This is a genomic window from Wolbachia endosymbiont (group B) of Dolichovespula media (genome assembly GCF_947179505.1).
In the GTDB taxonomy this organism is placed as follows: domain Bacteria; phylum Pseudomonadota; class Alphaproteobacteria; order Rickettsiales; family Anaplasmataceae; genus Wolbachia.
Window position 1 is genome coordinate 12,933 of sequence record NZ_CAMXBR010000001.1, and the last position, 12,215, is coordinate 25,147.

The 12,215-nt window shown below is 34.6% G+C and carries 13 protein-coding genes and 3 pseudogenes; 2 read left to right on the top strand and 14 right to left on the bottom strand.

What is annotated here, in order from left to right; all coding sequences use genetic code 11:
* Positions 1 to 223: 223 nt before the first annotated feature.
* Positions 224 to 556 carry a WD_0736 family protein gene (locus OM967_RS00050; protein ID WP_264330455.1) on the top strand — a complete coding sequence of 111 codons (333 nt, stop codon included), beginning with the start codon at positions 224 to 226 and terminating at the stop codon, positions 554 to 556.
* Positions 557 to 634: 78 nt separating this feature from the next.
* On the opposite strand, the pseudogene OM967_RS00055 reads toward OM967_RS00050, so the two are convergent.
* Positions 635 to 1,549: pseudogene (locus OM967_RS00055) on the bottom strand (patatin-like phospholipase family protein).
* On the opposite strand from OM967_RS00055, the pseudogene OM967_RS00060 reads away from it, so the two are divergent.
* A pseudogene (locus tag OM967_RS00060) lies at positions 1,548 to 2,053 on the top strand (phospholipase D family nuclease); the annotation flags it as partial. The pseudogenes OM967_RS00055 and OM967_RS00060 sit on opposite strands and share 2 nt — an antisense overlap.
* Here OM967_RS00060 and OM967_RS00065 read toward each other — a convergent pair.
* The 13 genes and pseudogenes from OM967_RS00065 to OM967_RS00125 all read right to left on the bottom strand — a co-directional run bounded on the left by OM967_RS00065 (position 2,044) and on the right by OM967_RS00125 (position 12,208).
* Positions 2,044 to 2,262, bottom strand: coding sequence for a hypothetical protein (locus tag OM967_RS00065; RefSeq protein WP_264331023.1), 219 nt, complete (start codon positions 2,260 to 2,262; stop codon positions 2,044 to 2,046). The pseudogene OM967_RS00060 and the gene OM967_RS00065 overlap by 10 nt on opposite strands.
* Positions 2,263 to 2,309: 47 nt before the next feature.
* The gene (locus tag OM967_RS00070) at positions 2,310 to 2,834 is read right to left on the bottom strand and encodes an ankyrin repeat domain-containing protein (RefSeq protein ID WP_264337296.1); all 525 of its coding nucleotides are present in this window, start codon (positions 2,832 to 2,834) and stop codon (positions 2,310 to 2,312) included.
* Between the two features lie 56 nt (positions 2,835 to 2,890).
* Positions 2,891 to 3,826 (bottom strand): phage late control D family protein, encoded by a 936-nt coding sequence (locus OM967_RS00075; RefSeq protein WP_264331024.1) that lies wholly within the window; start codon positions 3,824 to 3,826, stop codon positions 2,891 to 2,893.
* Entirely contained in the window at positions 3,827 to 4,036 is a 210-nt protein-coding gene (locus tag OM967_RS00080) for a tail protein X (protein WP_038536967.1), read from the bottom strand. It lies immediately after the preceding gene.
* On the bottom strand, positions 4,033 to 4,389 hold the full coding sequence (locus OM967_RS00085; RefSeq protein WP_038536970.1) for a phage tail protein: 357 nt from the start codon (positions 4,387 to 4,389) through the stop codon (positions 4,033 to 4,035). The genes OM967_RS00080 and OM967_RS00085 overlap by 4 nt, the downstream gene beginning before the upstream one ends.
* Positions 4,389 to 6,637, bottom strand: a pseudogene (locus tag OM967_RS00090) (phage tail tape measure protein). Before OM967_RS00090 ends, OM967_RS00085 begins: the two are co-directional and overlap by 1 nt.
* 109 nt (positions 6,638 to 6,746) lie before the next feature.
* A complete protein-coding gene (locus tag OM967_RS00095) occupies positions 6,747 to 7,004 on the bottom strand; it encodes a phage tail assembly protein (RefSeq protein ID WP_264331026.1) in 258 nt (85 codons plus the stop codon).
* A gap of 88 nt (positions 7,005 to 7,092) precedes the next feature.
* Positions 7,093 to 7,599, bottom strand: coding sequence for a phage major tail tube protein (locus tag OM967_RS00100; RefSeq protein ID WP_264337297.1), 507 nt, complete (start codon positions 7,597 to 7,599; stop codon positions 7,093 to 7,095).
* 15 nt (positions 7,600 to 7,614) lie between these two features.
* Positions 7,615 to 8,799, bottom strand: coding sequence for a phage tail sheath subtilisin-like domain-containing protein (locus OM967_RS00105; protein ID WP_264337298.1), 1,185 nt, complete (start codon positions 8,797 to 8,799; stop codon positions 7,615 to 7,617).
* Between the two features lie 9 nt (positions 8,800 to 8,808).
* Complete coding sequence (locus OM967_RS00110; RefSeq protein WP_264337299.1) at positions 8,809 to 9,366, bottom strand: hypothetical protein; 558 nt, start codon at positions 9,364 to 9,366, stop codon at positions 8,809 to 8,811.
* 10 nt (positions 9,367 to 9,376) lie between these two features.
* Positions 9,377 to 10,837 (bottom strand): hypothetical protein, encoded by a 1,461-nt coding sequence (locus OM967_RS00115; protein WP_264337300.1) that lies wholly within the window; start codon positions 10,835 to 10,837, stop codon positions 9,377 to 9,379.
* The gene (locus OM967_RS00120; RefSeq protein ID WP_264337301.1) at positions 10,834 to 11,028 is read right to left on the bottom strand and encodes a hypothetical protein; all 195 of its coding nucleotides are present in this window, start codon (positions 11,026 to 11,028) and stop codon (positions 10,834 to 10,836) included. The genes OM967_RS00115 and OM967_RS00120 overlap by 4 nt, the downstream gene beginning before the upstream one ends.
* Before the next feature lie 4 nt (positions 11,029 to 11,032).
* On the bottom strand, positions 11,033 to 12,208 hold the full coding sequence (locus OM967_RS00125; protein ID WP_264337302.1) for a hypothetical protein: 1,176 nt from the start codon (positions 12,206 to 12,208) through the stop codon (positions 11,033 to 11,035).
* Positions 12,209 to 12,215 lie beyond the last annotated feature (7 nt).

A 12,215-nucleotide genomic window follows, 5' to 3' on the forward strand; every position in this document is an offset into this window, starting at 1 on the left:
ATTGTATATTTAATATATCTAAATTACTGAATGAAATTCTTGTGCTTCTGTGTTTAATATATAATGTTCAAATAGATTGAAGTGAATTAACTAAATTAGAATTTGCTTAATGTAATTCATTGGTATCACAAATGATTATCTTGAGTATGCCAATTTTTCTAAAAATATTGACGGTACTAAAAAAATAAGTTATCCTTTTAACAGATTTATTAAGAAGGTGTGTATGGTTAGTCATGAAAAGAAACATACAGTAGCATTTTGCATTTCAGCTATTGCGTTTTGTGTTGGCATCTCATTAATTGCAGCAGTACTTACAACAATAGCACCTTTAATTGCCATAATTGTTTCAACTATAATAGGGGCAATAACTATTTTGTCTGCTTGCCAAGCTATTGAAAGCTACTCAGTCATAAAAAATAGCAATAAGGTAACAAGTAGTTTGCATGAAATAAAAGAAGCTTTTACAGGAGAGGAAAGCGAGCTTTTTATTGAAAAGGTTTTTAACCATTTACGTGGATTTTTTAGTAGTGAAAAAGAAAGTAGTACACAAAGATAATAAGATTTCTCAACAAGGCAAATTTGCTTATTTTACTTTTCTGGCTCAATGAAAGCTTTATATTTTACTTGATGTAAATTAAGACACAATGTTACAAAATTTATCGACTACTTTTTGATTATTCTCTATCATTGCCTTTGCCTCTTGCTGAAGAGATTTGATATTTTTTGATGTAATATTATCCATGTCAGCCTACGCTAGCTTCAATTGCGATTGTATTCTTACGTATCTATTGCCTATTACTTGATTCATCTGATAATTTACGCAGTCCAATCCAGAGGCAAACATCACATTTAACAAAGGTTTTATCCAGCCTATTTTTCCAAATCTCTTTGAATTGGCTATGCTTCTATCTGTTCTTCCAGTACCTATCGATAACAGTACAATATCATCATTTGGAAATAACCTTTTACTACTTGCATATGCACAAGCCGCTGGATTATTGGCAAAAACCCCTCCATCCACTAATACCATTTCCTTTTGGTTAATTTTAAGATATTTAGGTGCAAAGTAAGTAGGTGCTGCAGTTGCTGCTCTTAATACATCCCTTAATTTAATAAAATTCCTATCCTCTTTCCAGCTTTTGAAGAAAAATGGGCAGTTATTGTGAATATCGTAACTCGTAATCAACACATTACTTAAAGTGTTTTTAAAGACATCATCGCCAAAATATTTATGAAGTACATACTCAATATTTTTATGTGGGTATTGTGTACAGTTAAACCAAGATAATATTGATCTTCTCAAAAATGAAGACTTAAAAATATATGGTCCATATTCCCGATAGAACTCGACTAAATCATTAGCAGAATATTGAGGTTTATCTTTTTTACATAATCCTGCCACAACAATCCCACCGGTTGAAGTACCAGCCATTAGATCAAAGATTTCAGCTATAGTTCTTCTTGTTCTTTTTTCTATTTCTGCTAGAATAATGGCTGGTATGATGCCTCTTATGCCTCCGCCGTCAATTGAAAGGATGTATTTTGCCATGGTTAGGTATTTATTGATTTTATTAACTTGTTCGCTTTTATCGGGATGTGTTTCCTGCCCAAAAGCCACAGTCTGCTTCACGCCTGGAGAAAATTGCACCAACCTAATAATTGATTCCGTGGGTCATGCTAAAAAATCCTTGTTGGTTCAGGCATACCAATTTACCTCAAAGCCTATTGCTGAATCCTTGGTTCAAGCTAAAAAGCGTGGAGTTGATATTAAGGTTATTCTAGATGAATCACAAACTAGTTCAAACATAGTGTAATTAACGAATTATTTGAGCACAAAATCCCGATATGGATTGACTTTAAACCCGCTATTGCTCATAGCAAGGTAATTATTATTGATGAGCAAAAAATCATAACCGGATCATTTAACTTTTCAGATGCCGCTCAGCAAAGAAATGCTGAAAACCTACTGATCATAACAGGAGATTCTCCACTAGTTGAACAATACGTCAAAAATTGGAAAAATCGCCAATCGCAGTCTAAGCATTATACACCAGACTTTAAGTTATCTTTGAATTCATCTAATTCCTCAGAAAGATTTTTCACCCTTTCCTCAAGTACTAACACTTTTTCCATTAAACCATATTCAATAAGTTTATCGTGAAATTGTACCCTTGAGTCTAACTTGGATAACCACCATATCAATGCTACGGTTTGGATTAATAACGTGATAATTAATGTAATTGGGATTTTTTGATTTTGCATAATGATTTAAAATGTGAATTTATTATGGATAGCTACTTTAGTAACTACTATTTTGATTTATGCTGTTCCTCTGCATTTGCAAGTAGCTTAATAATTTCTCTGTAAGGTTTATCTTTGTTGTGCCTTGATTCTATTACAGCTACATCCCGAGGGTTTTTTCCATCTGTATCTCTAGTATTAGGATTAGCATCTCTTTCTAATAAGAACTTAACTATCTCTAAATTGCCTCCGTATGCGGCAGAATGTAATACTGTCCATCCTTTATATCTACCTGTATCATTTATATCAACTCCTTCATTCACTAGAAATTTTACTAATTCTAGACATTTTCCTTCTGCTGCACAATGTAGCGCCGTTAATCTAGGAATTTGTGTGTTAATGCTCAATAGGTTCTTTACTGAAAACTTTACTACATCTAGATTACAATTTTCAGAAGCAATGCGTAAGATTGTTTTGTAATTATCTGTAGCTTTAGATTTTTGATAGCAATATGTAATAACAAGACATACTATTAATAGTGCGAACCATGCGAAATGTAACTTATATTTTTCATTAGACTTTATTTTTTTCATATTTCGCACACAGTTTCTTCATATTAAATAGATCATTACTCATTTTTTTCTTAACATTACTTACTCAAAGATGCTGACAACATAGTAAGGTAACCCGAGCTATTTAAAGTATGCTCCGCTCTGTTAACTATCCATTCACCATCTACCGCTTGATTAAAACCTATAAGATTAAGTTTAGCTTCTGCAAATAACTCTGGATTACCAGGCATAGTTATATCTAAAGTTTCATTGTTACGCTTCAATTGTTTCAACTTGGCATTTGCTGCACTCAGCGCTGACTCTGCATTAGAGTAAAGTTCCAGCATAATATAACTTGGCTCGCTACTACCAACTGTTTCTTTAATAGTTTCGCCCTTTTCATAGCTGTGCCATTTTGCTACTACTGAATTATACTTATCACGTACGGTAAAATGCACTTTCCAATTAATTGTGTCTTGAGGTCTAATAGTTGTTGTTCCTAAAGCTTTTCCTGTGGCTGATTTTGCCATATTTTTTGAAATAAACAATACATACCCACCAGCTAATTTGGCCATTGCTTCACGCTCTGTTGCGATCTTTGTTAACAGACTTATATCACTTTCATCTACCTGATTAATGTGGGGTATTAATACATTCTTAAATTCCTCAGCAACTTTATGTCCATATCCATGTTTTTGGGCTATTTCTTTTACTAAGTTTTCTATGGTAATTTGGCGCCATTCTTTTGATACTTTTGCCTTCAAAGATATTCTTAAATTTGTTGCATGAGCTTTGATTAGTAGAGTCTTAGGTGGACCCTGTATAGTCACTTCGTTGACTGTATATATACCCATTGGAAAGATTCCAAATTCCTTATAACCTAGTGCTATGTTCAATTCATTTGGAACTTCCACATTTTCATTGCCATAATCAACGCATACCTCTGCAACATCATCTATAGTACCAGATTCATCAGTAAGATGCACCGATATTACATGATCTTTTATTCCTTCAATGCTAAATTCAGGTTTCATTTATTCCCACACTTTTAACTTCGATTTTTTTAATTGCTCTTGTATTCTAGGTAACCTGATCTTTAATCCTGTAGGCAAAAAACTTCCATACTCTGCAAGACCAGGATTAGCCTCCAATACTATTTCTACTGCTCCAGAGCTATATCCATAGTGCTTAAAACATATGTAATCTAACATTTCATTTTCTCGGGTTATATAATGTACTGTCATACATAACTCCTTAAACTTAAGCTAAATTCAACCTTTTTTGGTAATCCACAGGGAAAATACGACGTTTGCTTTTCTTCTAACCGCACAATAACAAATCTTCCCAAAACATTCCCTAAATTGTCTACTAAGATACTTGGTTCATGATTTTTCTCAGTTTCTTTCATACTTTTTAATTGATTTAAATCATTCAGATTATGGAAATAAATTACTCCTTCTAAGTCTATATTTTCTGCACCTTGACCAATATTTTGTAATGAAGGTATTTTACCAATGCACTCAATTGTACTCCAACGATTTTCTTTACTATACCTTACACTTGTTGGAGAAAGCTTATGTTGACCAAGTGATAGCATTAGTAAATTGGTTCTATTGAATCAAATAAAACATCACGAGATTTTTCCCTTATTCTTTTTATTACTGCATCAGCAAGACTACGTACATCTTGGTTAGGTTCTGCTTTTATACTTATATTAAATGTAAAAGTTTGATTGAAAATTTTTTGTTCACACTTTTCACAGTCTTTTAAAACTTTCTCTGAATTATCTGCTACAGAACTTTTTTCTGTAATCACACTTTCAATATTCGTTCTACTATTCGAAATTCTACTAAAAGCATTATTATTCAATAAAGGATTTCCTTTACTAAAAACATTATTTTCACTAGTTGCACTGCCTATTTTTGCTTCTACTGGTTTCTCTAATGCTTTTATTGGACTATCATTAAAAAATTTTCCTATACCAATCCAATTTTCTATAGATTTTGTAATTGATTTCCAGAGACTTGAAAAAAAGTCCTTTACCTTTTGCCAATTAGCAATTACAAGCGCTGCACCAACTGATAGTCCAGCAATAGCAGCTCCTATAGGATTGGTTAGCGTTAAAGCTTTCAGTCCCATGATTACTGCTGGAATTACTCGCGCTGATAACGAAGTTAATACTGGCAAAAGTGTTCCCTGCAAAATAGCCTTAAAAGTTAGTATTCCACCTCCAGCCAATGCAAATGCATAACCAAAACCTACCACTGCAATCTTGCCAATAATAAGAGCTGAAATTATGCTCATAACTCCTGTAGTTAAAATTGGACACTTCTCTGCGAACCAAGCTATACCTGTAGATATTGACCTCAAAATCTTACTTATCCAATTTAAAGGAGGTAGCATAACTGACCCTAAGTTCATTCCTAGCTCTGCTATTGTATTTTTAAGTAGCTGCAAATTATTTGCTGTAGTACTTGCACGGTTATTAAATTCCTTTTGCATAGATTTATTATACTTTTCTTTATCAGCCACAAAATCTATTGCTTTTTTATATTCTTCCAAACTCCCAACTATCAATGCAATATCATCTTGATATTCTTGACCAAAGAGATTGAGAAGGATTTGTGAACGTTCCTGTCCTACTTTTTCTAAAATTTCAAAAAAATGAAGTAGAGCGTTTTGCCCGTTTTCAGCAACCTTTTGTGACATTTCCTCTGCAGTGATACCTATCGATTCCAATGCTGCTTTGAACTCTTTTCCTTGCCCTTCAGCAGTTTGAAGTTTAGAAAGCAGAGCATTGACAGCAGTTGCTGCTTTTTCAGGTTGTTTACCTAAACTAACGAAGGCATTTACTAAACTACTTGTCTGATTAATATCTAAACCAAATTGTTTTGCATTACCACCCACTCTAGCGAGTGCTTCAATCATATCGTTCGCCTTAGCTGCAGTATTATCTGATAGGTAATTTATAACATCACCAACTTCTTCCATCTTCTCTACTGCGATTCCATAAATGTTAGCGAGTTTGGCAATAGAATCACCAGCTTGTTCAGCAGACATGTCAAATGCTGTGGCCATTTTAGCTACTGTTGTGGTAAATTCAAGTAGCTTATCTTTGTCGATACCAAGCTGACCACCACTTGCAGCTATTTGTGCTAACTCTGCAGCTGATAGCGGTATTTCACGAGATAACTTCTTTAATTTTTGAGCAAATTCTTCGGCCTCATTTGTGTTCTGAGTAAAGTTTACTACCTTCTTAACATCAGCCATAGCACTTTCAAAGTCAATCGCAACTTTAATTGGTGCGCAAGTGAAAGTCCTAGTCCAACAGTCTCTATAATTTGTGACTTAAAATGTGCTTTGCTTGCTAAAAAACTTTGGTGACTACGTATTGCAGACCCAAGCTTACCATACTTACCTTTTAGTACTTCAATAGAAGAGCCAAGTTTATATTGATCACTTACTAATGACTTAATATTTCTGCCACTTTTTCTTACTTCTTCATTGAATGAATGTAAAGCATCTCTCTTTTTCAAATATGCTTCTTTTGCTTTTATTGCGGAGGTTTTGGCCTTGTCAAATTCTGCTTTTAAAGTTTTGCTCGGTTTCTCTATCGCTTTCATTTGTTTAGCTAAAGATTTTACTTGATCTTCAAAACCTTTCCATGACCTCTTGCTAGTCAAAACATCATGACCTAACTGTTTAAATTTTGATACTGATTTTAAAGATGAATCAAGCTTTCTTATATTCTCACCAAGACGAGTAAGTTGACTACTACTTCCTTTTATTACAGTATTAAAGCTGCCATCTAAGACTGCTCCGATTTTTATAGATAACGTTGACATTTAGACCTCTTTGCTGTTTCTGCCCATAAGATAAATTCGTTAAATTCCATATCAAGAATGTGCTCAACTCCACCACCTATGATAGAGCTAAGCACGAGTACTTCTAATCTCAAGTCTTTTGAATAATTGGTGAAAAAAAATCCTTTAATACCTCTTGTACTTTCACATAATCAGCAATATCTAACTCTTCAATCGCTTCTTTTGCAACTGATGTCAAATTGGCAGTCAAAGTTACTTCCTTACTTAGATCACTACCATTAAGTCTCTCAATAGCTAGATAATCCCTAACTTTTGGACGTCTAACGGTAAGTTCTGAGACAGAAATTCCATCAACTGTTATTGGGTTATTAAGTGTTATAGTTTTCATAAAATTCTCCTAAAAAATAAAATATTTTTACACTTTTAAAGTTATTTTAATATGCTTCTCCTTAAAAAATAAAATTTCAAGTAAGTTTTCATATTCCTAAAACCGTTTGCAGCAAGGCCATTTGATCAACACCATTTATCTTTCTAATCATATTTTCAGCATCGATTTCTATTAATTCATTACCACCTATAGTAAGTTTGTAGTAATGGGCAGCTACAGTACACTTTAGCGTTGCTTTTTCAGCAGGTTTCCAATTACCAAAGTCAAACTCTTTAAAAATGCCTCTGAGGTTGATGATTACTGCTTCAATATCATTACTTCCACTACCTTGCATTCCACCACGGAGCGTCAAAGCTACTGAATTCCCATTTATTAGACCAAATAGCCGAAAGAGCTCTGTATCGTATTCAGAAAAAGTGAAATCTGCTTCAATCTTTTCCATGCCCATATCAATATTTACTGGAATATCCATACCACCAGCACGGTACTCTTCTGTTTTTATGGTAAGCTTTGGTAGCGTTATCTCATCAATTTTTCCTGCATAACCCCGACCATCTACGAATACATTAAAATTCTTTAAAATCTTCGGTAACATCTCTTTCTCCCATTTTTATAATATTGTACCACTCACAAGATGTGACCTGAAAGTAATCTGTTCTGCCGGATATGGTGGTGTAAACTCGAAGTCAAAATACACTTTCCCGCTTGCAATGTTTGCCGGTGTATTGAGCTCTGGTGTTGCATAACATTTTCCGCTGATAATAGCTCCTTGCGCTTTTAAACTTGCAAGGTAAGAATTCACCCCCTCAATCACATCATCTATATAAGTTTTGGTAATATTGCGATCAACTGCCCATAAATGAGCTCGAAGTAAACTATCATTGATTAAATCTGCAGTCCTTCTCACTGACAAAAAAGCCCATTTTGAGTCATTTGAACATGTTCTATTGCCCCAAAGCCTATAGCCATTTTGATGAATTATCGTTGTTACTTCATTTTCATTTAAGTGGTTTGCTCTACAATTTGTATTACCGAGCGTAAAATCAATAGGCCTGCTTGTTCCAACAATACCGTTTATCTCTTTATTTGAAGGTGACTGCCAGAAGCCTTGCTCGCTGTCTATCTTAGCTATTAAACCAGCTACAAATGGACTCGATGGCAAGATTTCTTCTTTTCCTTCAATAAGTACCTTCACCCATGGATCAACTACGTAAACTCTTGAGCTGCCTACACTTTTTCTCCACTTTATTGCTTCTTCATCATTGGTATTTGGTCCATCTGCAACAATAATTGCTCTTAATTTTTCTGCTATGGAAATTAAAGCACTCACTACTGAATTTACTCCATCTATTTCAGGTAACTGATGAGTAAACTGAGGTGCAATTAATATTCTTGGCGCAACATGGACTATACTTTCACTACTGAGAAATGCCTCAATTCCCTGATATTCTCCGGTTTCTTTATCAACTCCTCCAATTACATTTCTCAGCGTTTCTTCTTTTTTTAATTTTGGATCGCTGTTCTCACTTTCTTCAACTCGAATAACTACTACTGTTGCACCAATTTGGGAAAATATTCCATTTATTGCAGAAGGTAAACTGCCACTCTTTCCAAGCTTTGCTGTTTCCTTTAAACTTCCTGCTATCAGTACTGGTTTATTCAGTGGAAATTTTTGCTCATCTGCTTCGGATGCAGTACCAATTACACCTATCACTGATGATTTAGCTGTATGTACTGTTCTTGCCCCTGAGGTTATCTCAATAACATTTACTCCGTGTAAAAATTCTTCTGGCATTTTTTCTTTTTAACTTTCTTGCATTCTTTGTTTAAAATCATTGAGCAAAGCCTCTAGCTCTCCTTCGCTTTTGGCTTCTTTAATTTTCTTTTTGACCAAATCTTCAAGCTCTTCACATTTAATTATTGCTTTTACTGCTTTTTTCACTTTTTCCTCGATTATCCTTGCCATTTCGATAACTGTAATATCACGGACTTTTGCTAATGGCTCTATAATTTCCGCATCCTTTTCATTCATAGATTCTGGTACTGCTAAAATGTTCTCTGCGGCTTTCGCTTGAATCTCATAAGATTTAGCTTTTTGGTGAGAATGCCCTGCGTATTGGTGAGTATAGTTATCATAATAAGCACGAAGATTAGAAAGTGCAGAAAACTTCGCATTTTGCAGTAACTCCAATTCAATGTCTTCTTGATTTCGCTGAGCAATTTTGCCTCCTTCTGTTAAACAATAGCTTTTTTGCCAATCAAAATCTTTTGGCGCTTCATACCAATCATTTCCAGTTGGCTTGTTTTCAAGTGTTGTTGTTTCAATCTGCTTGTGGTTTTCAAAACGTATATAAATAGTCATAAATTCCTCCTCATTGCCATATTTGATTAGTTCGTTCTAATCCTGGACATTGCCAAGCTCTTAGTGTTCTCTCTACGTCTACCTCAAGTCCTGTGGTGAGAAAATTGCTACGTATGTTATAAATTCCCCACTGAATAAATTGACCATAGGTGTACACATCACCTGAGAGCACACCTTCACTAACTTTTGTTCTGGAATATAGATAAGATGATGTGTAAAGTAATATTGCAACTGTTTTTCCTGCTGGAATTTCTACATTCCCAGATCCGGCTAACTTGCTATCAGAACTCGTGTATTGGTAAACATTTTTCCATACTATTTTTGAAATACTTGATTTATTAGAATTAGTATTATCAGGAGTTCCCACAAATAATCCTGCTCCCCCATACTCCGTACTAGAGTATGATGATCCAACAAATTCTATTGTTTTATTTATGTTCACATTCGTTGTATTTTTTATAAATACTACTCCAAGTGCAGCATATGGGTAATAGTATATCTCATCATAACTACCCGAAAAACTTTTTGTGCATAACTCTCCGTAAATAAATGTTCCTTTACTTCCCTCTATAAAACTTAGTTGTCTTGGCCGATAAAAACTAACGTAATCTGTATCGTATGTATGGCTACCTGCTAGTAGTTGTAACATGTAGTCGGTTTTTGTTATATCACTACTCCACTTTCCAAGCTCTGTCATAAAAGTTCCGTGACCAAAGTAATTATTTTTTCTACTTAGTACACCAAATAAGAAAGGTAATGACCCTGGTTCAACCATGTTGCGCTTTCTTATTTCATTTATAAGAGACGCTTTTAACTGTTCATCCCGAGTTTTTACCTCATTAGAGATGTTTTCAATTCGAGTTTCTATTTCTCCTATAATTGATGAGCCAGGTGGTACATTATTAACAGCACGAAAATCTTCTACTAAACCTTTAAGACCATCTTTATGACTGTTACTAATGCTATTTATTGCTGCAATATTTGCATTCTTTCTCGTATCAAGTAGCGATATATGTGAATCTGATGATGCTTTTAAAGTATTTAAGGAATTATCCCTAAGCTTGTTGATTTCATTAACAGACTCTGTTTTTACTGCAGTTATGGACGATATTGAGTTTGTTTTGTTGCTGTTTATGTCACTTAAGTGTTTTTTTGCACTATCAAGAAGTTCTTTTAGCTTACCATCAGTCATCTGCACAATTTCAGAAACCGCACTTTTGTCGACTATTGATTCGAATGCTTTAGCAAGATATGCAAGCTGATCTGGTGTACTATTTGCTGCTAAATCCTTAAGTCTTTTTTGTAGTGCATCAATTATTCCTTTTACTTCAGTCATCTGCACAACGTTGGAAATAGCTTTTTTATCTGCTATCAATTCCAGAGATTTTGCAAGATATGCCAGTTGATCAGGTGTGCTGTTTGCTGCTAAATCCTTTATCCTTTGATGTAACGCTTCTATTGCTTCTTTCATTCCCAAAAATTTAAAAAAGTTTCAAATCTAAATCGTTTAAAATTATTTTTTAGTTGATTATGCTCATCTTCTCTTTCGGTAATATCTTCATCTATTTTTTCTATCGCTTTGCGAATACGTACTACATCTTCTACCGCAATATTCTCTGGGTGTGGCAAAGGATATCCTCGTTTGCTTTGGTCATTTGGCATTGATTCAAGTAATAATCACTCGCAAATTTTTGACTTTAGGACGATAGACAACCGTTCCACTTAAAACCAATTTTATCCTTGTCTCATTGCCATTAAAGTTTGTCAGTATGTGGACTCTCTCTACCCAATTTTCTCCAATTGGTTTTCCTGATGTTAAATTTACTAATTGCCAATCCACATTTTTTTGCACATATGCTTTTACATCTGCAGTGCCAGGTATTAGCGCATCATATGTTATGGTGATCTTGGTGTTAGCTCCTGCTGTAATGCTTCTTGTAACATAATCTCCTTTTTCCCCTATATTACCTATAACTAGCTGTAACCCAGGATATAGCACTGGACTTTTTTCTCGCCCTCCTTTTAGGCTTGCTTTTACCGTTAGCTCTCCAGATAATCTTTCACGCAGTGCGAGCGGCAAATTATCAGACAAAAAGTTTTCTCTTCCCTCTTCATCTGTTAAGATAAATTCTACATTGGTATCAAATGCTACTTTTTCGACGTTCGTCAAAACAATTAAATCTGATACATTATTTACAGTAACTTTGCCCAGATCAATAACGTGAGAACTTTCGCTAAATTTTGCAGCTAGTAATCGAAACGTTAAATCTAAATTCTGATGCGGTGTCCAGGTACTTGCATTGCTCGATGATAATAATACTCCTACTTGATAAGGCTGACTCGTTACCCAGCGGCTATTTACTGCATCATATTTGCCAAGTTCTGCTATTTTGACTGTTGTCTCTGAATCATCGGTAAGTAAAACTATTGCATACTCTTCTCCTGCATGGCAAAACACTGGTGACCAAGTAATACGTGTTGCCGTGCCATCTATCTTTATATCTTTTGGCTCAATATAGCTTTCAGCAATGACAGTTTGTGAGGGCATTCCTACTGCCGTTTCTCTAATCTGCACAACAACACGTTTTTTGCCGCTATTTGTGAACCATAAGTCTAGACCCCCTATGTGCCTACTCTCATTCAAAGTAAATGTTTGGGCTAATGGATCAACTCTTCTTGCTGCGATAACTCTTCTTCTCTCTTCTATGGTAATAGTTTTTTTACCAGTATAAGTTGCTTCTCCATAGCTTCCTTTATCCCCGTAAAACTGTACTAATTTAGTACCTGCTGGAATATTTGCTGGGATTTTTATTTTTCCACTTATTTGTCCTTGATTTTCCACTTTTTTT

Excerpts from the sequence above, each read along its gene's own strand:
- OM967_RS00115 (WP_264337300.1), bottom strand. The coding sequence starts at position 10,837 with ATGAAAGAAGCAATAGAAGCGTTACATCAAAGGATAAAGGATTTAGCA.
- OM967_RS00075 (WP_264331024.1), bottom strand. The coding sequence starts at position 3,826 with ATGAAACCTGAATTTAGCATTGAAGGAATAAAAGATCATGTAATATCG.
- OM967_RS00110 (WP_264337299.1), bottom strand. The coding sequence starts at position 9,366 with ATGACTATTTATATACGTTTTGAAAACCACAAGCAGATTGAAACAACA.
- OM967_RS00070 (WP_264337296.1), bottom strand. The coding sequence starts at position 2,834 with ATGAAAAAAATAAAGTCTAATGAAAAATATAAGTTACATTTCGCATGG.
- OM967_RS00105 (WP_264337298.1), bottom strand. The coding sequence starts at position 8,799 with ATGCCAGAAGAATTTTTACACGGAGTAAATGTTATTGAGATAACCTCA.
- OM967_RS00050 (WP_264330455.1), top strand. The coding sequence starts at position 224 with ATGGTTAGTCATGAAAAGAAACATACAGTAGCATTTTGCATTTCAGCT.
- OM967_RS00080 (WP_038536967.1), bottom strand. The coding sequence starts at position 4,036 with ATGACAGTACATTATATAACCCGAGAAAATGAAATGTTAGATTACATA.
- OM967_RS00085 (WP_038536970.1), bottom strand. The coding sequence starts at position 4,389 with ATGCTATCACTTGGTCAACATAAGCTTTCTCCAACAAGTGTAAGGTAT.
- OM967_RS00100 (WP_264337297.1), bottom strand. The coding sequence starts at position 7,599 with ATGTTACCGAAGATTTTAAAGAATTTTAATGTATTCGTAGATGGTCGG.
- OM967_RS00065 (WP_264331023.1), bottom strand. The coding sequence starts at position 2,262 with ATGCAAAATCAAAAAATCCCAATTACATTAATTATCACGTTATTAATC.
- OM967_RS00095 (WP_264331026.1), bottom strand. The coding sequence starts at position 7,004 with ATGAAAACTATAACACTTAATAACCCAATAACAGTTGATGGAATTTCT.
- OM967_RS00120 (WP_264337301.1), bottom strand. The coding sequence starts at position 11,028 with ATGCCAAATGACCAAAGCAAACGAGGATATCCTTTGCCACACCCAGAG.